Below are 21,064 nucleotides of genomic sequence, written 5' to 3'. Positions count from 1 at the left end.
CTTGGGGACGCAGCAGATTCATGTGGGAGCTGGCTTGCCTGCGATGGCGGTGGGTCAGGCAACATTGATGTGTGCTGTGCCGACGTCATCGCGGCGGTGCGGCGATCCGACAAGCCCGCTCCCACAGGGTTTTGTGTTGTTCGTTCAGATTGCGCTATGGGTTTTAAGCCAGCCCAGACCCGCTTCAGTGGTGGTCAGCGGCTTGTATTCACAGCCAACCCAACCCTGGTAACCGATACGGTCCAGGTGTTCGAACAGGAAACGATAGTTGATCTCGCCGGTCCCCGGTTCATGGCGGCCGGGATTGTCCGCCAGCTGTACGTGGTTGATCAGCGCCAGGTGCTCCTCCAGGGTGCGGGCCAGATCGCCCTCCATGATTTGCATGTGGTAGATGTCGTATTGCAGGAACAGATTGGCGCTGCCGACCTGCTCGCGAATCTCCAGCGCCTGTGCCGTGGTGTTCAGGAAGAAGCGGGGGATGTCACGGGTGTTGATCATCTCCATGACCAGGCGAATGCCCGCGGCTTCAAGCCTGGCGCTGGCGTACTTGAGGTTGTCGACGAAGGTCTGGCGCACAGTTGCCGGGTCCACATCGGCGGGGGTGATGCCGGCCAGGCAGTTGACCTGGGTATTGCCCAGGACCTTGGCATAATCGATCGCCAGATCGACGCCCGCCCGGAACTCTTCGACCCGGTCGGGGTGGCAGGCGATACCGCGTTCGCCCTGGCCCCAGTCGCCGGCAGGCAGGTTGAACAGCACCTGGGTCAGGCCGTGCTCACCCAGTTGGGCCTTGATCTCGGCTGAGCCGAACTCGTAGGGGAACAGGTATTCGACGCCACTGAAGCCGGCCTTGGCGGCCGCCTCGAAACGGGCAAGAAAATCCTGTTCGGTGAACAGCATGGACAGGTTGGCTGCGAAACGCGGCATGGTGGTCTCCCTTGAATTTGTGAGGTCTCCCCTGTAGGAGCCGGCTTGCTGGCGATAGCGGGGTATCAATTGACATTGATGTATCTGACACATCGCTTTCGCCAGCAAGCCGGCTCCTACAGGGGAGCGGTCGGTCATTAATCGAGCAACGAAATCGCCGTTGGGGCGTCGGCAGCGCATTCGGCCAGTTCTTCGAACTCGTTGATCGCGTTGATCTCGGTACCCATGGCGATGTTGGTGACGCGCTCCAGAATGACTTCGACCACCACCGGCACGCGATGCTGGGCCATGAGCGCGCGGGCCTCGGCGAAGGCGGCCTGCAGATGCGCCGGATCGGTCACGCGCAGCGCCTTGCAGCCCAGTCCTTCGGCGACTGCGACGTGGTCGACGCCGTAGCCTTCGAGTTCCGGGGCATTGATATTGTCGAACGCCAGCTGCACGCAATAGTCCATGTCGAAACCTCTCTGGGACTGGCGAATCAGGCCGAGGTAGGAGTTGTTCACCACCACGTGAATGTAGGGCAACTTGAACTGCGCGCCCACCGCGAGCTCTTCAATCATGAACTGGAAGTCGTAGTCGCCGGACAGCGCAACGACCTGGCGCTGCGGATCGGCCTTGACCACGCCCAGTGCCGCCGGAATCGTCCAGCCCAATGGCCCGGCCTGGCCGCAATTGATCCAGTGGCGGGGCTTGTAGACGTGAAGAAACTGCGCGCCGGCGATCTGCGACAGGCCGATGGTGCTGATGTAGCAGGTGTCCTGGCCGAAAAAGCGATTCATCTCCTCGTACACCCGTTGCGGCTTGATCGGCACGTTGTCGAAGTGCGTCTTGCGTTGCAGGCGGCCTTTGCGTTCCTGGCAACTGCTGAGCCAGGTGGCGAAGTTTTTCAGGCGACCGGCCGTATGCCATTCACGGGCGACTTCCAGCAGCATGAGCAGCGCGCTGCCGGCGTCCGAAACGATGCCCAGCTCGGGCATCAGCACGCGGCCGATCTGAGTCGGCTCGATGTCGATGTGAATGAACCGGCGCCCCTCGGTGTACACCGGGATCGAGCCGGTATGCCGGTTGGCCCAGCGATTGCCGATGCCGATCACCACATCCGATTCAAGCATCGTGGCGTTGCCGTAGCGGTGGGACGTCTGCAGGCCGACCATGCCCGCCATTTGCGGGTGGTCATCGGGAATGCAGCCCCAGCCCATCAGGGTCGGAATCACCGGAATGCCGGTCAGTTCGGCGAACTCCACCAGCAGTGCCGACGCGTCGGCATTGATGATGCCGCCACCGGCGACGATCAGCGGGCGCTCGGCCTGATTGAGCAGGGCCATGGCTTTTTCCGCCTGCTGGCGACTGGCTTTGGGCTTGACCACGGGCAGGGGTTCATAGGCGTCGATGTCGAACTCGATCTCGGCCATCTGCACGTCGAAGGGCAAGTCGATCAGGACCGGACCCGGACGGTCACTGCGCATGATCTGGAAGGCCTTCTGAAAAACGTAGGGAACCTGGCCAGGTTCCAGCACGGTCGTCGCCCATTTGCACACCGGCGCGGCGATGCGGGAAATATCCACGGCCTGGAAGTCTTCCTTGTGCAGACGGGCCCGCGGTGCCTGGCCGGTGATGCACAGGATCGGTATCGAATCGGCGGACGCCGAATACAGGCCGGTGATCATGTCGGTACCGGCGGGGCCCGAGGTGCCAATGCACACGCCGATGTTCCCGGCCACGGCGCGGGTGTAGCCCTCGGCCATGTGCGACGCGCCTTCGACGTGGCGGGCCAGTACGTGATCGATGCCGCCCAGTGCTTTGAGCGCGGCATACAGCGGATTGATCGCCGCGCCGGGAATGCCGAATGCGGTGTCGATGCCTTCGCGGCGCATCACCAGAACGGCGGCTTCGATAGCTTTCATGAGGGGCATTGGGGGCTCTCCTGGATTCGATATTTTTTGTACATCGATAGCCTCCATTTGTTAGCCTGTTTTGTGAATTGGATATTTTATCGTTTCTGTCGGTATCAGGAGTATCGAATGGATCGTTACACGGAATTACGCAGCTACGTGCTCGTAGCGTCCCGTGGCAGCTTTGCGGCCGCGGCCTTGGTCGACGGCGTGACACCGGTGATCATGGGGCGGCGCCTGACCGCACTGGAGCAGCGGCTCGGGGTGAAGCTGATCCATCGTTCAACCCGCGGGCTGACGCTCACCGAATTGGGCGAGGCCTACCTGGAGCAGGCCAAGGTCTTGCTGCAGTCGTTCGAGGAGATTGATGCGAGCATCAGCGAGAACCGCGGCGCGGTGCGCGGCCACCTGATGATCACCGCGCCGGCCGGCTTCGGCCGACGGCATGTGGCCCCGCATGCGCCGGAATTTCAGGCGCGTTTTCCGGATCTCAAGCTGTCCCTCGACCTGACCGACAACGTCATTGACCTGGTGCGCGAGGGCTACGACATGAGCATTCGCATCGGTGAAGTGCTGGACCCCAATTACGTGGCGATTACCCTGGCCGCCAACCGCCGGGTGGTCTGCGGTGCACCGGGTTACTTTGCCACCCACGGCACCCCGAACACCCTTGATGATCTCGCTCACCACAACTGTCTGGCTTTCAGCCTGCAGGGCGGGCAACACCGGGGCTGGACCTTCCAGCGAGACGGCCGGCAGGTGGCGGTCAAAGTGGCCGGCAATCTGTACTGCAACGACGGCGAACTGCTGTTTGACTGGGCCAAGCGCGGCCTGGGCATTTGCTGGCGTTCGGTCTGGGAAATCCAGAGCGAGCTGCTCAGCGGCGAACTCATCACGGTGCTCGATGAGTTCGCCTTGCCCAGCTACGACATCCAGGGTGTGTACCCGCAGCAACATTACCTGCCGGCCAAGGTGCGGTTCTTCATCGCCTTCCTCAAGGAGGTCTACAGCCGGCCGGGTTATTGGGTTCGCAGCTAGATCAGCGACAGCGACACGGGCGGCAAGCCACGGATCTGGCCGCTCAGCTCGCCGGGGCCGTCGGCGAGGAACAGGCCGGTGTAGGAGCCGGTGGTGATGACCAGGTCCTGGGGCAAGGTCAGTCCCTGGCGGGTGTGATGATTGACCAGCCACGGCAGCAGTCGGCGCGGATCACCCGCCGGGTTGGCGACCGCCGCGGGCACGATGCTGTCGCCGTTGAGCGTCAGTTCCAGTGCGGGGTGCACGAACGGGAAATTTTCCTCGTATGGCACGAATTCGCCCACTACCAGGGCCCCGTGGTTCAGCAGGTCGGCCAACTGCGTCAAGGGTTCGACCTTCGGCCAGGCGGCAAAACGACTGGCGACGAGTTCGAGGGTGGCGGCCATTTCGCCAATGCCGGCCATGACCTCTTCGTCGCTATAGTCGTGGTCACGCGGACTGAAGGCACGGTTGAAGCGAAAGGCGATCTCCAGTTCCAGGCCCACCGGCGCATAAGCGCCACGGTCGAACTGGCTGGCGGGTGCAAACAGACAGTCCCGGGGCAGCGGTGAACCCTGGATCGGACCGGTCGGGGATTTCGAGCCGATCTTCCAGCCGCCGGCCTCGACGCCGCGCAGGCGAAGAATCTCCTGTTGGGTCAGGTAGGCGGCGGCGAAATCCGCAGGGTACAGGTCGGCGTCGAGCTCGCCCAACGGGCTGCGCTCGCGTTGCGCGTCGACGATCAATTGCGCCAGGCGCGCAGGGGTGGATGCTGTATTCAAAGTGTCGCTCCATTGCTCAAGACCCGCCCGCAGGCGGGGGGGGGCTGCATGTTATTTACTGATGACCGGGGCGGCTTGCCCCTCGGTGGTCGGCGCCCGGGGCGCTTGCACATACTCGAACCTGTTCTGCGGTTTCATGCGAAAGGACAGGATCACACCGATCGCCAGCAGGATGATGCTGACCAGGAACGGTAGCTGCCAATTGCCGAACTTGTCGATCAATAACCCGGCCGCCACGGGACTGACAATAGCGGCCATCGCCGAACCGGTGTTCATCATGCCGCTGGCCGTGCCGCAATGATCCGGTGCGATGTCCATCGGGATGGCCCACATCGGGCCGATCGTCATCTCGGAGAAAAAGAAGCCGATGGCCAGGCACGCCAGGGAGATGTGCATGTCCTTGGTGAACATCAGCGGTACCAGCGATAACAGCGTCAGCCCCAGGCACACGGCGACCATCAGGCTGCGTGCCTTGTGCAGATCCTTGGTGCGAGCATAGATGCGGTCACTGACGATGCCGCCCAGGGTATCGCCGACCACACCACCGAAGAACACCGTGGAGGCGAAGATGGCGGTGCCCTTCAGATCAAGGCCCATGTTCATGAAGTACATCGGCACCCAGCTCAGCAGCAGCCAAAGCGTCCAGCCATAGCAGAAGTAGACGATGGTCACCGGCGCCATGCGCTTGAACAGGCGTCCCCAGGCCAGCGGCTCCTTACTCTTGACCTTGGGTGGCGGCAACACATCCAGCTCTTGTTGCGAGATGCGCGGATGATCTTTCGGCAGTTCCGTGAAAACCAATGCCCAGAGCATCACCCAGACAAAGCTGATGCCCGCGCAGACGTAGAACGATTCGCGCCAGCCATAGGTCGCCATGACCGCGATCATCGCTGCCGGGGCCAGGGCATTGCCCAGCCGCGCGAAGGCATGGGTGATGCCTTGGGCAAATCCGCGTTTCTCCTTGGGGACCCAACGGGACATGGCCGCTGTTGCTGCAGGAAAGGTGGCACCTTCGCCGAGGCCCAGGAGTACCCGCGCGATGATCAGCGAGACGAAGCCACCAGCCAGGCCGGTCAACACGGTAGCGCCGGCCCAGATCAGCCCGCACACCACCAGCGTGCGCTTGGCGCCGAACCGGTCGCTGACCCAGCCGCCGATGATCTGGAACACCAGGTAGGGGTACGCAAAAGCAGAGAAGACGATGCCGATCTCGGTCTTGGTCAGATTGAATTCCTTACCGAAACCGACCGCAGCGGTACTGACATTGACCCGGTCCAGGTAGGTAATGAAATACATGGCGCACAGCATGAACAGCACCACCGTAGTGGGGCGCAGACGTAAAAACTTCATGTTCTATCTCCAGTTTCTTATTGTTCTCGCTGACCAACACGAGGATTCGGGATAGTTAGTCGGAGCAAGGCGCCGCAGCAGAAGCCGCGGCGCCTTTCACATCATTCGCGCCGTAGCGGCACGGATTGCCCTCCCAGGTAATCCATGGCCGCCAGCACGCCACTGGACTGCAGTTTCACTCCGGCCATCTGCAAGCCCATTTCGCAGCCGGTCAGTGTCGCCATCAGCATCAGATCGTTGCAGTCACCCAAGTGGCCAATACGGAACATCCGGCCTTTCATCTTGCCCAGGCCCGTTCCCAGGGACATGTCGAAGCGCTCGTAGATGGTCTTGCGCACGACATCGGCGTCGATGCCGTCGGGGGTCATCACGCCGGTCAACACCGGGCTGTACACGCTCGGATCGGCGCACTGGATGTCCAGGCCCCAGGCGTTCACGGCCGTGCGGCAGGCATGGGCCAGGCGGTTGTGGCGGATGAAGACATTCTCCAGCCCTTCGCCGAGGATCATGTCCAGGGCCTCGGACAGTCCATACAACAGGTTGGTGTTGGGGGTGTACGGCCAGTAGCCGGTCTGGTTCATCTCGACGATTTCGTCCCAGGCCCAGAAACTGCGGGGCAGGCCGGCGGTCTTGCTGGCTTCGATGGCTTTAGGGGACAAGGCGTTGAAGCTGATGCCCGGCGGCAGCATGAGGCCTTTCTGCGAGCCGGACACGGTGACGTCCACCCCCCATTCGTCATGCCGATAATCGGCGGAGGCGAGGCCGGAAATGGTATCGACCAGCAGCAACGCCGGGTGGCCGGCGGCGTCGATGGCCTGGCGCACCGCGGCGATGTCCGAGGTCACGCCGGTACTGGTTTCGTTATGCACGACGCAAACTGCCTTGATGCGGTGACTGCCGTCGGCGCGCAGGTGCGTTTCGATCATTGACGCATCGACCCCACCGCGCCAGCCCTCAATGCCGGGCCGGCCAATGAATTGCGGCTTGAGCCCCAGGCTCAAGGCCATTTTCTGCCAGAGGGTGGCGAAATGGCCGGTTTCGAACATCAGGACTTCGTCGCCCGCACTCAAGGTGTTGCACAGCGCCGCTTCCCAGGCACCGGTGCCCGAAGCGGGGTAGATGACCACAGGATGACGGGTCTTGAAAATCTGCTTGATGCCTTCCAGCACCTTGAGTCCCAGCGCCCCGAACTCCGGACCACGGTGATCGATGGTGGGATAGCTCATGGCGCGCAGGATGCGATCCGGCACCGGGCTTGGGCCAGGGATTTGCAGAAAGTGGCGGCCGGCGGGGTGGAAATCGAGCTTCAGCATGGGTAACTCCTGGTTTTTGTATTTTGAATTCAAAATACGTTAGCAGTTCATCTCCCTGTGTCAAACGCTATAATTGCGCTAATATTGGGCGTTATCTGGACTGATTTCGCATAAGGCCTGGCCTTAAAGCGCTGCAAAAGAGGATTTTGAATGCAAAATAATGACCAGCCTGTTGAGCTCGGCAGCCCCCGGCTAATGCCCAAGGTCGAGCGCCAGCGATTGCACGACATGGTCGTGGAACACCTGCGCAGCTTCATTACCGAAGGCGTGCTGGCACCCGGAATGAAACTCAACGAACGCGAGCTCTGCGAAACCCTGGGCATCTCCCGCACACCTTTACGCGAAGCGTTGAAGGTGCTGGCCGTCGAAGGCCTGATCGAGATCAACCCCAACCGCGGTGCGAGTGTCGCGCGCATGTCGGAACTGGAAATTCGCGAAACCTTCGAGCTGATGAGCGGGATTGAAGCATTCGCCGGCGAGTTGGCCTGTGAGCGCATCACGGCCCAGGAGCTCGAGGAGATCAAGGCGCTGCACTACGCCATGGTGGTCAGCAAGAATCAGAATGATCTGCCTGGCTATTACCAGCGCAACCGGGCCATCCACGACATTATCAACCTGGCCGCACGCAACTCGGCGCTACGCCAGGTGTACCTGTCCTTGAACCGCCGCATCCAGGCGTTGCGTTTTCTGTCCAACCAGCAGGCGCCGAAGTGGGACAGGGCGTTGCACGATCACGAAGAGATGATCGAGGCCTTGCAGGCGCGAGACAGCAAACGCTTGAGCAGCATTCTTCGTCACCACCTGCTGGAAAAGCGCGACGCCATCATGCTGATGGTTCGCGATGACGCCGAGCATCCGGATTCCATTCGCCGTTAGGAGCTGAATCATGGCGCCGCGTGTCGAACAGCAACGCCCGATGTCTCAACGCCGCTCAACCCTGATTGCTCTGTTGGTGGCCGTCACGTTCTTCATGGAGAACCTCGACGCCACCGTGATCGCCACTGCCTTGCCGGACATGGCCAGGACCTTTGGCGTCGCGGCAGTGGACGTGAACATTGGCATGAGCGCCTATATGCTCGCGGTCGCGGTGTTCATTCCCATCAGCGGCTGGCTGGCCGATCGCTTCGGTTCGCGCCTGGTCTTCAGTTCGGCGATCGTGCTGTTCAGTCTGTCTTCGTTGATGTGCGGGTTGAGTGACAGCCTGCAAACCTTTGTCGCCGCCCGTGTGCTGCAGGGGATCAGCGGCGCGATGATGGTGCCGGTGGGGCGCCTGGCGGTGCTGCGCACGACCGAGAAGAAAGACCTGGTGCGGGCGATCTCCTTCATCACCTGGCCCGGCCTGGTCGCGCCGGTACTCGGGCCGCCCGTGGGTGGTTTCATCGTCACCCATGCCTCCTGGCCGTGGATTTTCTACCTCAACCTGCCGTTGGGCGCGCTGGCCTTGATGGCCGCGCTGGTGTTGATTCCGAAACGGGATGAGGTCAGTTCCAGGACGTTCGATTTCAGTGGCTTTGTGCTGGTCGGCATGGCCAGTGCGGCATTGCTGTACGGCGTAGAGATGCTCGGGCAAAGCGGTGCCGATTGGTGGCAGGGGCTGGCACTGAGTGCTGCCGGTGGGGTGCTCGGGGTATTTGCCTGGCGGCATATGCGTCGGCATGCGCAACCCTTGCTGGCGCTGGGTGTGACAGGTATTCATACCTTCAGCGTCTGCCTGGGCGGTGGCTCGGTTTTCCGCATCGCCATCAGCACCTTGCCGTTTCTCCTGCCGTTGATGTTTCAACTGGCTTTCGGTCTTTCCGCATTCGATGCGGGACTGCTGGTACTGGCGGTGTTCGCCGGCAACCTGGCGATGAAACCCTTCACCACCCGGGTGATGCAACGGTGGGGATTTCGTCCGGTGTTGATGGTCAACGGCGTCCTCGGCGTACTGGCGATCGCGGCGTGTGCGTTGCTGGACGAGCACATGAGTCCGGCGCTGATATTGTTCATCCTGTTCGTCGGTGGCTTGTCACGCTCCATGCAATTCACCGTGTTCAACACCCTGGCCTTTGCCGAAATACCCAAGGCGCAGATGAGCGACGCTTCAACCCTGTTCAGCATGTTCTTCCAGTTGAGCATGGCAATGGGGGTGGCTATCGGCGCGTTGCTGCTGCGTCTGGCGATGAACATCCACGGCACGACCGGGCAGGCCGCGACCGGTGACTTTCAGCTGACATTTCTCTGTGTGGCGGTGCTGGCGGCCATCGCCTTGCTGGACAACCTGCGGCTGCCGCCACAGGCAGGCGAGTCGGTGTTGCAGCGCGACGGAGCCAAGGATTAGCCCAAGTCCGTGTACCCCCCGATTCCCTGTAGGAGCTGGCTTGCCAGCGAAGAGGGCATGTCAGTCGACATCGATGTCGGCTGCCAGTCCGCTTTCGCTGGCAAGCCAGCTCCTACACTGGTTCTTTGCCGGTCACGGAATTTGCGTACGCCCGATTCCCTGTAGGAGCTGTCTCGCGAAGCGAGGCTGCGATCTTTTGATCTTGCCGTAGCTCTACCGTTTGCTGCAGAACGCGATGCCCACCCTGTCAGCGCTGTTCCAGGGCATCTCACGATTGACGCACTGAGTTGAAGCATGGGATTGCGCATTCTGGAGTCCTGCGCAGCCCCCGGAGCAATGATTAGCGTGCTTATGAATTGGCCTGGTATTTGCTATCAATTTGCCATCTGTATGTCGCAGTTGGTGAATTGAATGTCGCTATCAAGTAATGCCATGCCGTTATCCCCAAGCGAGAAGCGCTGGTTACCCTGGTTCGGCAAAACCGGAAAAATCGCCATGGGCTGGTCGTGCCGGCTCAATCGGTCGGCGTACCCGGTGATCGAACAAACCTTCGAAGCCATCGCCGAAACCCGCGTGCAGTTGCTGCACAACTGGACCCGCGAACAGTGGGAACACCTGGCTGAACTGGCAGACCATCTCGGCCGTGATTTCGCCTGTCTCGACAACACACCGTTGATGGACAAGCTGCGCCAGGCGGAAGATTTTTCCGAGTTGTTTGTGGTCGATATCGCCGGCCGCGTCATCGCCTCGACCTGGAATCGACGGGGCAACAACCGGTTCGAGCACACCCGCGCATTGGCCGAAGGTTTGAAGGCGCCGTTTCTCCAGGGGCCTTACCGCGATCCACTGACCTTGCCCATCGGTCCATCGTCTTCACGCTTCCACGATGAAGTCACCTTGATGTTCTATCAGCCCCTGAAGGCCGATGGAAAGGTCGTTGGCTGCCTCTGTGGTCGCGTGCCCAACGATGTGCTGGGCGATCTGATCCAGCGCGAGGCCGGGCACATTTTTGCCGAGTCCGGCGACAACTATCTGTTCATGGCGCAATCGCGATTCGATCCCGCCATCGAGCCGGGGACCGCCTTGTCGCGCTCACGTTTCGAGGACGGCACCTTTACCCACGGTGAAAACCTCAAGAGCGGCGTACACACACCGTGGAAGACTGTGCAGATCCAGCGCCACACCGAACTGGAACTGCGCTTTACCGACCCGGCGACCCAGCAACTGCACCCGGGTGTACGCGAGACCATCCGCAAGGGCTCCAACCTGTTCGTGACCTATCCCGGTTATTCGGATTACCGGCACGTTCCCGTGGTCGGCAAGGGCGTCACCTTCCAGTTGCCAGGCTCACCTGACCGCTGGGGCATGATGTGTGAGGCCGACCTGGAGGAGGTGTACCGCCGACGCTCGCTCAGCCATGGCCTGATGAAGCCCTATCTGGCGACCATGACCGGCCTGTTTGCCTGCAATTACCTGGTCCAGCATTACAGTGGCCTGACGCAGGGCCTGATCGATACCGTCGAAGTCGTGAGCATGGTGGGCGCCACGCTCCTGTTCAGCCAGCTGGGACCCAAGCGCCTGGCGGCCCGGCTGGACGGGATGACGAGTGTGATCAGAACCATTGCCGAGGGCGAGGGCAACCTGCGTCAGCGCCTGGACCCGAAGACCATGGCCAACGATGAGACCGGTGATATGGGGCGCTGGATCAACAGTTTCATCGACCACCTGGACTCGGTGGTCGGGCAAGTGGTGAAGGCCAGTCGCAACGTCGGCACCACCAATCAGATGATGCTCGGCCGCAGCCAGGAAGCCGGCGTCACCTCCGCCGAGGTGGCCGAAGCGGTGCATCACATGATGATCATCGTTGAAGACCAGTTGGGCGAGATCCAGCAAGCCTCGGCCAGCGCCGAGCAGATGAAGCAGGTGATGGACGAAGTCGTCACCCGGGCCCGTGAACAGTTTCTCGCCGTGCAGGCCGGCACCCAGTCGATTCGGGATGTGGTCGAGCGTTCGTCTTCAAGCGTGCAGTTGCTCGACAGCCGGATGACGCAAATCGGCAACATCACCAGCCTGATCAGCGACATCACCAACCAGACCAATCTGCTGGCACTCAATGCCGCCATCGAGGCGGCGCGCGCGGGCGAGCATGGGCGTGGCTTTGCGGTGGTGGCCGATGAGGTACGCAGTCTGGCCTCACGCACGTCACGGGCGGCCGACGATATTCGGCAGATGGTCGAAGGCCTGCAGGGCGAAACGCAAAAAGCCGTGAGCTTCATGGAGGAGGGGGTCAAGGACGTCGATAACAGCCTGCGCCTGGCCGAAGATGCCTCCTCGGAAAACGTGCAGTTGCATCAAGCCGTGGAAAGCATGTTTGCGATCATTCAGCAGCTCAACAAGCACAGCCTCGATTATGGCAAGACGATCCGGCAGGTCGACCAGTCTTCCACCGAGATGCGCCAGACGGTGGTGGTGCTGCAGAGCAGTGCCGAAACCGTGAGGCTCAATGCCAACAAACTGCAAAAACTGGTGGGGCAGTTTGAAGTGACCAACAACAATGAACGGGTGGCGGCCGCTTGAAGGTGGGCGAGGTGGACAGGAGATCGAGTACGGTCCGAATGGATCGGCTAGCTGTCAGTGCGCCATCGCAGGCAAGCCAGCTCCCACAGGGTTTTGTATTGGGCACAATGTGTGTGCACGGCGGGGATTCCTGTGGGAGCGAGCCTGCTCGCGAAGGCGTACTGACATCCGGCATTGATGTCGGCTGACACGCCGCCATCGCAGGCTAGCCAGCTCCCACAGGGTTTTGTATTGGGCACAATGTGTGTGCACGGCGGGGATTCCTGTGGGAGCGAGCCTGCTCGCGAAGGCGTACTGACATCCGGCATTGATGTCGGCTGACACGCCGCCATCGCAGGCAAGCCAGCTCCCACAGGGTTTTGTGTTGGGCACAATATGTGTGCACGGCGGGGATTCCTGTGGGAGCGAGCCTGCTCGCGAAGGCGTACTGACATCCGGCATTGATGTCGGCTGACACGCCGCCATCGCAGGCAAGCCAGCTCCCACAGGGTTTTGTATTGGGCACAATATGTGTGCACGGCATCGATTCCTGTGGGAGCGGCGGTGCGGCGATCCGACTTGCCCGCGAAGGCGTACTGACATCTGGCATCAATGTCGGCTGGCACCCTTCCTGCTGCTGCTATTTTTTGCCACTTGCCAATGGCGGGGTCCGAGGCGGAATCAAGCGCTTCGTTCCCGTCGATTCGAACGCCGCAGCCAGGCGCAACAACGTCGAATCGTCATAGGCACGACCGGCAAATGTCAGCCCGACCGGCATGCCGATGTCGGGCATGATGCCCATCGGCACTGTGACCGTGGGCACACCCAGGTGGCGGATGGCGAGGTTGCCGTTGGCGACCCAGATGCCGTTACTCCAGGCGATATCCGCAGACTGCGGGTCGACGTCGGCATTCGCCGGCGCGACGTCGGCGACCGTCGGGAAGATCACCGCATCGAGCCCCAGCCGGTCCATCCAGTGCTCCAGATCGATTCGACGGGTCTGTTCCAGCCCGCGTAATCCATCCGGCACCGTGGCGATCTGGTCCCAGGGGGTGATGCCGCGCTCGGCCATCCGCACATACTCGTCCATGCCCGCGACCAGGTCGCCCTCGCGGTTGGGCAGGGTCCCCGGGTCGTGGGGGAAAATCAGCGGCCCGTCGACATCGACCAGACGATTCAGTTTGGGATCGCCGTTGGCTTGCAGAAAATCATCGAACGCCCAGGCCGTCAGATCCCACAACTCATGATGCAGGAACGCCTTGGACACCAGGCCCCGGGTAAACACCGTCGGTGCACCCGGACGATCACCCTCGCAATTGGAGACCATCGGGAAATCGACCTCGAGCACTTCGGCGCCTGCGGCCTCGAGTGCCTGGCGAGCCTCTTCCCAGAGCCCGATCACCGAGGCCCGGGTGTTGATCCGCTGCCCGGTCGGACCGCCGATACCCGGCGCATCCGCCGTGCCGGCTTCGGGATCGGCGTTGATGTACATGCGCGGCACGCCAAAGCGTTTTCCGGCCAGCGCAGCGCTATTCGCCGCCAGCGATGCATAGGAGGCCGGGCGCACCGAGGCGACACTCGGAATCGGTACCCAGGGTTGCATCCGCCACAGATCGCCGCGGGTGTCGGGATCCTCCGCGACCACCACGTCGAGCACCTCGAGCAGGTCGGCCATGGTTCGGGCAAACGGCACCACCACGTCCATGGTCGGGGTCAGCGGCCAGTTGCCGCGCACCGAGATCACCCCGCGCGACGGCGTATAGGCGCACAGGCCATTGTTCGACGCGGGCCCGCGTCCGCTCGACCAGGTCTCTTCCGCCAGGCCGAAGGCCGCGAAACTGGCGGCGGTGGCAGTCCCGGCGCCATTCGACGAGCCAGAGGCGAACGGGGCGGTGAGATAGTCGGCGTTGTACGGGCTTTCCGCGCGGCCATAAACCCCGCGCTGCATGCCGCCGTTGGCCATGGGCGGCATATTGGTCTTGCCCAGGCAGATCGCCCCCGCGGCGCGCAGCCGTTCGATAGTGAACGCATCGCGATAAGCGACCAGGTTGGCGAACGCCGGACTGCCCGAGGCTGCCGTCAGCCCCTTGACCAGATAACTGTCCTTGGCCGTATAGGGGATGCCATCGAGCGGACCCAAGGTCTCGCCTTTGGCCCGCCGGGCATCGGACACCCGAGCCTCCTCCAGTGCATCGGGGTTGCGCACCACCACCGCGTTGAGGGCGGTGGGGGTGTCGGGGCCGTCGTAGGCATCGACCCGGGCAAGATAGGCCTGGACCAGTTCGACCGCGCTGGTCTGGCCGGATTCGAGCGCCGCACGCAGTTCGGCAATGGAGACTTCGGTGACCTCGATCATGCGGTTACCGCCGACTGCGCAGGGGCGACGCGTTGAGTGTTTTCATCATGCTGGGTCCTGGAGGCAAGGACATAACTGTTCTTAAAATGCGGGCTCATAACGGTTCTCTAGGCAGTGCATTACGCGACAGGGCCGGGCTGACACCCTGAGCGTTCTATTTAACACCAAGCACGGGTATCGGTGAAACGCTTCGACCGCCCGTGTGGGGTTCTGGCCGAAAAGGGTCGAGGTCGGGCAAGTAACTGTCGCCTCCGAGTGGATATCTGCGCGAAGCCGATTATGCTTCAGGAAATCTTGCAGCGATGCGAGGTCGTCAACCTGTGTGCATGCTTTGCGCAATCCGTAATCCGATGACATCAGCCCCAGGGCCAGGGTGCGGCAAAAAGAGTTGTGGGGTACTCCGGCCTGAACATAACAAAAAAGACGGAGAAGACTTATGGCCGCAATCGACAGTACAACCACGGGCAGCGCGTCCCACCACGGGCTCACCAAGGAGGAGCGCAAGGTCATTTTCGCATCGTCCCTGGGCACCGTGTTCGAGTGGTACGACTTTTACCTTTACGGCTCGCTTGCCGCGATCATCGCCAAGCACTTCTTCGCCGGGGTCAACGAGACAACGTCCTTCATCTTCGCGCTGCTCGCGTTCGCCGCGGGCTTTGCCGTACGCCCCTTCGGCGCCATCGTGTTCGGCCGACTGGGTGACATGATCGGACGCAAGCACACCTTCCTCATCACCATTGTGATCATGGGTATCTCCACGGCCATCGTCGGCTTCCTGCCCGGCTACGCGACCATCGGCGTCGCGGCGCCGATCATCCTGATCACCCTGCGCCTGTTGCAAGGCCTGGCCCTGGGCGGTGAGTACGGCGGTGCGGCGACCTACGTCGCCGAACATGCGCCCAAGGGCAAGCGCGGCTACTTCACTTCGTGGATCCAGACCACCGCGACCCTCGGCCTGTTCCTTTCACTGCTGGTGATCCTCGCCTGCCGCACCATCCTCGGCACCGAAGCCTTCGAGGCCTGGGGCTGGCGGATTCCGTTCCTGCTGTCGATCCTGCTGCTGATCGTCTCGGTGTACATCCGCCTGCAACTCAGCGAGTCGCCGGTGTTCCTGAAAATGAAGGCCGAAGGCAAGTCCTCCAAGGCGCCGCTGACCGAATCCTTCGCCCGCTGGGACAACCTCAAAATCGTCATCATGGCCCTGCTCGGCGGCACTGCCGGCCAGGCCGTGGTCTGGTACACCGGGCAGTTCTACGCGCTGTTCTTCCTGCTGCAGACGCTGAAGATCGACCCGCAGACCGCCAACCTGTTGATCGCCGGTTCGCTGCTGATCGGTACGCCGTTCTTCGTCATTTTCGGCAGCCTGTCCGACCGCATCGGCCGCAAGGGCATCATCATGGCCGGCTGCATCCTCGCGGCACTGACCTACTTCCCGATCTTCCATGGGTTGACCCAGTACGGTAACCCCGACGTGTTCATCGCGCAGGAGAAGAACCCGGTCAAGGTGATCGCCGATCCCGACCAGTGTTCGTTCCAGTTCGACCCGGTGGGCAAGGCCAAATTCACCAGCTCCTGCGACCTGGCCAAGACCGTGTTGGCCAAGCGGGCCATCCCCTACGAGAACGTGAAGGCCGAACCTGGCACCGTGGCGCAGGTGCGCATCGGCGAGAAAGTCATCCAGAGCTTCGAGGGCACCGGCATGCCGGCCGCCGACTTCAAGGCCAGGAACGATGCGTTCGTCGCGACCCTCGGCGCCTCGCTCAAGGAAGCCGGCTACCCCGAGAAGGCCGACCCGGCCAAGACCAACTACCCGATGGTGCTGCTGCTCCTGACCATCCTGGTGATCTACGTGACCATGGTCTACGGGCCGATCGCCGCCTGGCTGGTGGAACTGTTCCCGGCGCGCATCCGCTACACCTCGATGTCGCTGCCGTACCACATCGGCAACGGCTGGTTCGGCGGCTTCCTGCCGACGGTGGCGTTCGCCATGGTCGCGGCCACGGGTGATATCTACTACGGGCTGTGGTACCCGATCATCATCGCGGTGATGACGGCCATCCTGGGTATTTTCTTCATGCCGGAAACCAAGGATCGGGACATTAGTCATACCTGAGCCTGGCATTGCCCTCTCCCGCAGGGGAGAGGGCAACCCCCATCAGAAGTAGTAGCCGATGTTGATGTTGGTCCGGTAGTACCAGTCGTTGCTGCCGATCGAGCTTGTGTTAGTGAAGCCAGTACCGTTTTCCGCACCGCCGTAGGGGTTGGCGTTTTTCGCCCAGGTCAGGTCGACCCACGCCATGATCGGCATCGCCAGGAATTGCGCGCCGACGGTGTACATCTGCGAGTCGTCCCAACCGCTCTGGTCTTTCATCATGCGACTGTAGTCGTTATACAGTTTGATCTTCTTCAATTGGCCCAGCTTCGGCGTCGGAATGTCATAGCCGACGTTCAGCGAAGCGATGGTTGCCTTGGAGGCGATCAGGTACGCGGGCGTCAGGCCGTTGCCGCCCATCAACACCGAGTCGTTGCTGACGCCGGCCGGGTTTTTCGGGTCGTACTCGTAGCGGATGCCCTGGGTGCTGACGGTCCATTGGCCGGCATTGATCACGGCGTGAATGCCGCCGGCCCAATAATCACCGTCATCCCGGGTGGTGGCGTTATACAGCTGCGCAGCGGCCACCGAGGCCCCGACCTCGGCTTTCCAGCCGTCGTTGACAAAGGTCCGCGCGACCCGGGCGTTGATCTGGTTGTGCTTCTCGTTGTCCTGGCGCGACTGGGTGAAGGGGATCGCGTTGTCCTTGAGGTCGGCGTAGCGGCCGACTTCCGGCGAGTAGCGAATGTCCGACGGCATCATGCGCGGGAAATACCCCAGTTGCAGATCCCAGTCCTTGTCCTTGTAGCTGTACTTCACACCCGAACCGGCGCTGACGCCATACCCCATGAAGAAGGGCAGGTGGTAACTCCAGCCGAATTGCGGGTAGGGTTCCAGGCCGAACGGCTTGAACGGCGCGCCCAGTTGCAGGTTCGAATTGCTGTTGAAGCGGTAGCCGACGAAGCCGCGATCGATGGAGCGTTTGCCGTCATCCTGGAACCAGTAACCGACGTCACTGAACAGGTTCTTGTAAGTCGCCTGCACGTCGATGCGGAAGGTGTCGAACAGAAAGCGGCCATTGTTTTCGGTGGTGTCCCAATGCTCGTCGCGGTAGTTGGTGCGCAAGGCTCCGCCGATATCCAGGCTGCTCTGGCCATCGTCGCTGCGCCAGGCGATGTGCGGGAAGGGCTTTTTACCGGTAGTCGATGTCACGGGCGCGGCAGGGCCGGGTTCGCCGGCGAAACTGACGCAGCTGGTTATCATCAGCCCGAGACATATCACGTAATTCTTCATGCTCACTTCCCCTGCAATATTGAGCGCTACAAAGTGACCGGCAACACTTTTCCGCTTGCCTTGAAAGTGGCAATGGGCGAGTGACTTCGAGTGTTGCGGTATTGGAGTGCGTTTTTGTTTTTGCTGTTTTGTAGGTGATACGGCGTTTGATCTATGAACTTAGTGTGAATAGAGCAGAAACTATGCCAACTGTAGGGTGGTGCTTCTGTATCGAATAAACTTCAGTAAAAACAATTGTTTATATGGGAAACGCATTTCCTTGTATTGCCCGTGAAACGCGGGCCTCAAGGAGTAACGAAACTGCACGTTATGTGTGCGTCCTTACTCGACTCGGATAAAAAATGCCTCTCACGGGGAATCACAGATAACGCAATACCTGTAGGAGCCGGCTTGCCGGCGATGGACTCAAGTGCGCCGCGTTTAACCAGATCGCACGCGTTATCGTTAACGATCATCGCTGGCAAGCCAGCTCCTACAGGTCTTGCGCCAGCCTTCAATGCCGAACATGACACCGATCCCATGTAGGAGCTGGCTTGCCAGCGAAGGCGTCCGTCCAGACGAAATAATGTTACCTGACCCACCGCTTTCGCTGGCAAGCCAGCGCCTACAGGGGGCCGTGCCCAGGCTGGAAAATGAGGTGGCTTCCAAACCGGTGAACGCCCCCCCAAAAAAAGGCCGACAAAAGTGTCGGCCTGTTTAATGGATGAAATAGAACAGCGGTTATAAATCGAGAACCAACCGCCGACTCTTGCAACCCGACACACAAACCATCATCGACTTGTTCGCCGCACGCTCGGCCTTGGTCAGCACGCCGTCGCGATGATCGACTTCACCTTCCAGAACCCGTGTTTCGCACGAACCACACACCCCTTCGCGACAGCTGTATTCAATGTCACAACCCGCCTCGAGCAACACGTCAAGCAAACTCAAACCCGGCTCGATCGACAGGGTCTTGCCGGTTTTTTTCAGCTCGACGCTGTAACTGCTCTGCGCATCTTCCGACGGCGGCAACTCCGCCGCCGCGAAGCGCTCGATATGCGCATGGGGATAACCGAGACCTTCGCAGGTGCTTTCGAAGGCATCGAGCATCGGAGTCGGCCCGCAGCAATAAAAGTGCGTATCACCCGGTTGACCCGCCAGGTAGGCACTCAAGTCCGGCGGCATGCCTTTTTCATCGTTGAAGTGGTACAGCACCTTAGCGCTCAGACCGCTGAGTTCTTCGACCAACGCGGCTTCCTGCCGTGAACGGGCGCAGTAGATCAGCTCGGCGGATTTTCCCAGGGCCAGCAGTTGGCGGAACATGCAGTAGATCGGCGTGATGCCGATGCCACCGGCCACCAGCACGCTGTGTCTGGCGTTGAGGTCGAGCTGGAAGTTATTGCGCGGCGACGAAATCGGCAGCTGCATCCCGACCCGTAATTGCCCGTGCACAAATTCCGAGCCGCCACGGCTGTTGCGATCGCGCAGGATGCCGACCACGTAACGGCCGCGATCGCTCGGCGAATTGAGCAACGAGTAGCTGCGCACCAGGCCGTTGGGCAGGTGCAGGTCAATGTGCGAGCCGGCTTCGAACGGAGGAAAGACGGTGTCGCCATAGGGCCGCAACTCGACGCTGATGATGCCTTCGGCTTCGTAGCGCAGGGTGTGCACGAGCGCGGTGAGGGGGGAGGAATTGGACATCGGTCACCTCTTTTCGACAGTTCGCAAATCGAGATCGAGACGCGCGCCGGCCTCGATCTCCACCCGCAGTTCGGGAAACACCAGCGCGCTCACTTCAACCAGCGTGGAGGTCGGGAACAGCGCTTGCCCGGCGAAGAAGTCACGCCGCGCGCGACCCACTTCGTCCTTGTCGGCAATGGCGGTGACATACACCGTCAGCCGGTAAATATTGCCGACATACCCGCCCGCAGCTTCCACCAGCGTGCGAATCTTGTGCAACACCACCAGGGTCTGCGCATAGGTATCGAGCGGCGCACCAGCCTCAACGGCCTGGCGCGTAGCGGGATGGCCGGTCATGCCGGACATCACCACTTCGTTGCCGATCAGCAAGGCATTGGACCAGGTGCTGCCGGCCGACTCGCTCAACGAATCGGCCTGTACACGTTGCACGGCTGCGTTCATGGCAACTGCTTCGCGTCGATCAGCTCCAGCTGGGCCTTGGCCGCATTTTTCAGGTAGCGGCGCAGGCGCACCACGCCGAGGTCATGCTGGTACAGGTTTTCCCGTTGGTTGGCGTCCGGCTCCATGAATTCGAGCAGCACCCGATCCTGTTCCAGCACCGCCCAGTGCCGCGCTTCCAGACGATTCTTGTAGAGGAAGCGCCAGGTGTCACGCTGCCAGCCGGTCAATGGACGGCAACGCCAGTGGAACACCGCCGACAACGAGCGGCTGCTTGGCGTGTAGCTGCCGATGATGGTGAAGTTGCCGCCCGGGCCACCGGTTTTCGGGTACGGAATTTCCAGGCGCAGCCAGTGGCAGGTATTGTCCATGAATTCGGTCCAGTCGAAATTCACCCCGCGCTGGCCTTCCTTCTCGAAGAAGAAGCCGTGGTCGGTGTCGCGGGTGACGAACCTGGCCGTGGCTTCGCCTTCACTCATGGAGTGCGACATCTTGTGCAGGTAGGTGCCGTGCATCGGGTCCATGACGTTGTCGATGACGTAGCGGTAGTCGCCTTTCCACTCGGTGTAGCACAGGAAGCTGCTCCATTGCGGGGAGGTCAGTTGCTCGGGCAGCACCAGTTCCGGCGGGGTGTCCTCGTGCGGGTCGACGGCGTTGTAGAGGAAGATCGCGCCAGCGGCTTCACGGGTGTGGAACATCCGCGTCGGGCGGCTGCCTTCGAGTTTGCAACCCGGGCTACCGGGGACTTTGGTGACGGTGCCATCGCAGCGCACTTCGACGCCGTGATAAGGGCATTGCAGGCGGTCACCCAGCACCGGGCCCTGGGACAAGGGCGCGCCGCGATGCGGGCAGTGATCTTCCAGGGCATGCACGCTGCCGTCATTGTCGCGCCACAGGGCAATCTTGTAGCCCAAGCGACGGATCGACAGCGGTTTTTCACCCAGCTGATCGGACGGCAGCACCGGGAACCACAGGTTCTTCAAGCCGTTGGCCAAGAGGTTTTCAACAGGATCGACGGTTGTATTCATGTTCATTTCTTATTGTCCTC

At 61.4% G+C, this 21,064-nt stretch carries 15 protein-coding genes; 5 read left to right on the top strand and 10 right to left on the bottom strand.

From position 1 onward, the window contains the following. Positions 1–144 precede the first annotated feature (144 nt). Together hyi and gcl are read right to left on the bottom strand one after the other, a co-directional pair. Positions 145–927, bottom strand: coding sequence for a hydroxypyruvate isomerase (gene hyi, locus ACA062_RS21650; protein ID WP_497452928.1), 783 nt, complete (start codon positions 925–927; stop codon positions 145–147). A gap of 137 nt (positions 928–1,064) precedes the next feature. After that, the gene (gene gcl, locus ACA062_RS21645; protein ID WP_497452927.1) at positions 1,065–2,840 is read right to left on the bottom strand and encodes a glyoxylate carboligase; all 1,776 of its coding nucleotides are present in this window, start codon (positions 2,838–2,840) and stop codon (positions 1,065–1,067) included. A gap of 108 nt (positions 2,841–2,948) precedes the next feature. Between gcl and ACA062_RS21640 the strand changes: the two genes are divergently transcribed. Beyond that, entirely contained in the window at positions 2,949–3,857 is a 909-nt protein-coding gene (locus ACA062_RS21640; protein WP_497452926.1) for a LysR family transcriptional regulator, read from the top strand. Here ACA062_RS21640 and ACA062_RS21635 read toward each other — a convergent pair. The 3 genes from ACA062_RS21635 to ACA062_RS21625 all read right to left on the bottom strand — a co-directional run bounded on the left by ACA062_RS21635 (position 3,854) and on the right by ACA062_RS21625 (position 7,281). Beyond that, positions 3,854–4,618, bottom strand: a complete 765-nt coding sequence (locus tag ACA062_RS21635) for a 2-keto-4-pentenoate hydratase (RefSeq protein WP_497452925.1) — start codon at positions 4,616–4,618, stop codon at positions 3,854–3,856. The genes ACA062_RS21640 and ACA062_RS21635 overlap by 4 nt on opposite strands. A 51-nt stretch (positions 4,619–4,669) precedes the next feature. Next, positions 4,670–5,968 (bottom strand): MFS transporter, encoded by a 1,299-nt coding sequence (locus ACA062_RS21630; protein ID WP_497452924.1) that lies wholly within the window; start codon positions 5,966–5,968, stop codon positions 4,670–4,672. A gap of 101 nt (positions 5,969–6,069) precedes the next feature. Then, complete coding sequence (locus ACA062_RS21625; RefSeq protein WP_497452923.1) at positions 6,070–7,281, bottom strand: pyridoxal-phosphate-dependent aminotransferase family protein; 1,212 nt, start codon at positions 7,279–7,281, stop codon at positions 6,070–6,072. Between the two features lie 150 nt (positions 7,282–7,431). Between ACA062_RS21625 and ACA062_RS21620 the strand changes: the two genes are divergently transcribed. From ACA062_RS21620 to ACA062_RS21610, 3 genes are all read left to right on the top strand, one after another. Beyond that, the gene (locus tag ACA062_RS21620; protein WP_497452922.1) at positions 7,432–8,157 is read left to right on the top strand and encodes a GntR family transcriptional regulator; all 726 of its coding nucleotides are present in this window, start codon (positions 7,432–7,434) and stop codon (positions 8,155–8,157) included. Positions 8,158–8,197: 40 nt separating this feature from the next. Then, positions 8,198–9,601 carry an MFS transporter gene (locus ACA062_RS21615; protein WP_497457472.1) on the top strand — a complete coding sequence of 468 codons (1,404 nt, stop codon included), beginning with the start codon at positions 8,198–8,200 and terminating at the stop codon, positions 9,599–9,601. A gap of 411 nt (positions 9,602–10,012) precedes the next feature. Continuing rightward, the gene (locus ACA062_RS21610) at positions 10,013–12,178 is read left to right on the top strand and encodes a methyl-accepting chemotaxis protein (RefSeq protein ID WP_497452921.1); all 2,166 of its coding nucleotides are present in this window, start codon (positions 10,013–10,015) and stop codon (positions 12,176–12,178) included. Positions 12,179–12,797: 619 nt separating this feature from the next. Here ACA062_RS21610 and ACA062_RS21605 read toward each other — a convergent pair. After that, positions 12,798–14,513, bottom strand: a complete 1,716-nt coding sequence (locus ACA062_RS21605; protein ID WP_497452920.1) for an amidase — start codon at positions 14,511–14,513, stop codon at positions 12,798–12,800. 436 nt (positions 14,514–14,949) lie between these two features. On the opposite strand from ACA062_RS21605, the gene ACA062_RS21600 reads away from it, so the two are divergent. Beyond that, positions 14,950–16,626 carry an MFS transporter gene (locus ACA062_RS21600; protein WP_497452919.1) on the top strand — a complete coding sequence of 559 codons (1,677 nt, stop codon included), beginning with the start codon at positions 14,950–14,952 and terminating at the stop codon, positions 16,624–16,626. Between the two features lie 42 nt (positions 16,627–16,668). Here ACA062_RS21600 and ACA062_RS21595 read toward each other — a convergent pair whose 3' ends face one another. The 4 genes from ACA062_RS21595 to ACA062_RS21580 all read right to left on the bottom strand — a co-directional run bounded on the left by ACA062_RS21595 (position 16,669) and on the right by ACA062_RS21580 (position 21,050). Further along, positions 16,669–17,898 (bottom strand): putative porin, encoded by a 1,230-nt coding sequence (locus ACA062_RS21595; protein WP_497452918.1) that lies wholly within the window; start codon positions 17,896–17,898, stop codon positions 16,669–16,671. A gap of 720 nt (positions 17,899–18,618) precedes the next feature. Continuing rightward, positions 18,619–19,578, bottom strand: coding sequence for a PDR/VanB family oxidoreductase (locus ACA062_RS21590; RefSeq protein ID WP_497452917.1), 960 nt, complete (start codon positions 19,576–19,578; stop codon positions 18,619–18,621). A 3-nt stretch (positions 19,579–19,581) separates the two neighbouring features. Then, positions 19,582–20,019 (bottom strand): Rid family hydrolase, encoded by a 438-nt coding sequence (locus tag ACA062_RS21585; protein WP_497452916.1) that lies wholly within the window; start codon positions 20,017–20,019, stop codon positions 19,582–19,584. After that, positions 20,016–21,050, bottom strand: coding sequence for a Rieske 2Fe-2S domain-containing protein (locus ACA062_RS21580; RefSeq protein ID WP_497452915.1), 1,035 nt, complete (start codon positions 21,048–21,050; stop codon positions 20,016–20,018). The genes ACA062_RS21585 and ACA062_RS21580 overlap by 4 nt, the downstream gene beginning before the upstream one ends. Positions 21,051–21,064 lie beyond the last annotated feature (14 nt).

Source organism: Pseudomonas sp. LBUM1679 (assembly GCF_059695565.1).
The sequence above is the reverse complement of the archived record's forward strand: the minus strand, read 5'-3'. Positions and strand labels throughout refer to the sequence as shown.

What these genes read in the sequence shown, in the direction of transcription:
- hyi (WP_497452928.1), bottom strand. Translation starts at nt 927, where the DNA reads ATGCCGCGTTTCGCAGCCAACCTGTCCATGCTGTTCACCGAACAGGAT.
- gcl (WP_497452927.1), bottom strand. Translation starts at nt 2,840, where the DNA reads ATGCCCCTCATGAAAGCTATCGAAGCCGCCGTTCTGGTGATGCGCCGC.
- ACA062_RS21640 (WP_497452926.1), top strand. Translation starts at nt 2,949, where the DNA reads ATGGATCGTTACACGGAATTACGCAGCTACGTGCTCGTAGCGTCCCGT.
- ACA062_RS21630 (WP_497452924.1), bottom strand. Translation starts at nt 5,968, where the DNA reads ATGAAGTTTTTACGTCTGCGCCCCACTACGGTGGTGCTGTTCATGCTG.
- ACA062_RS21625 (WP_497452923.1), bottom strand. Translation starts at nt 7,281, where the DNA reads ATGCTGAAGCTCGATTTCCACCCCGCCGGCCGCCACTTTCTGCAAATC.
- ACA062_RS21620 (WP_497452922.1), top strand. Translation starts at nt 7,432, where the DNA reads ATGCAAAATAATGACCAGCCTGTTGAGCTCGGCAGCCCCCGGCTAATG.
- ACA062_RS21615 (WP_497457472.1), top strand. Translation starts at nt 8,198, where the DNA reads ATGTCTCAACGCCGCTCAACCCTGATTGCTCTGTTGGTGGCCGTCACG.
- ACA062_RS21610 (WP_497452921.1), top strand. Translation starts at nt 10,013, where the DNA reads ATGTCGCTATCAAGTAATGCCATGCCGTTATCCCCAAGCGAGAAGCGC.
- ACA062_RS21605 (WP_497452920.1), bottom strand. Translation starts at nt 14,513, where the DNA reads ATGATCGAGGTCACCGAAGTCTCCATTGCCGAACTGCGTGCGGCGCTC.
- ACA062_RS21600 (WP_497452919.1), top strand. Translation starts at nt 14,950, where the DNA reads ATGGCCGCAATCGACAGTACAACCACGGGCAGCGCGTCCCACCACGGG.
- ACA062_RS21595 (WP_497452918.1), bottom strand. Translation starts at nt 17,898, where the DNA reads ATGAAGAATTACGTGATATGTCTCGGGCTGATGATAACCAGCTGCGTC.
- ACA062_RS21590 (WP_497452917.1), bottom strand. Translation starts at nt 19,578, where the DNA reads ATGTCCAATTCCTCCCCCCTCACCGCGCTCGTGCACACCCTGCGCTAC.
- ACA062_RS21585 (WP_497452916.1), bottom strand. Translation starts at nt 20,019, where the DNA reads ATGAACGCAGCCGTGCAACGTGTACAGGCCGATTCGTTGAGCGAGTCG.
- ACA062_RS21580 (WP_497452915.1), bottom strand. Translation starts at nt 21,050, where the DNA reads ATGAACATGAATACAACCGTCGATCCTGTTGAAAACCTCTTGGCCAAC.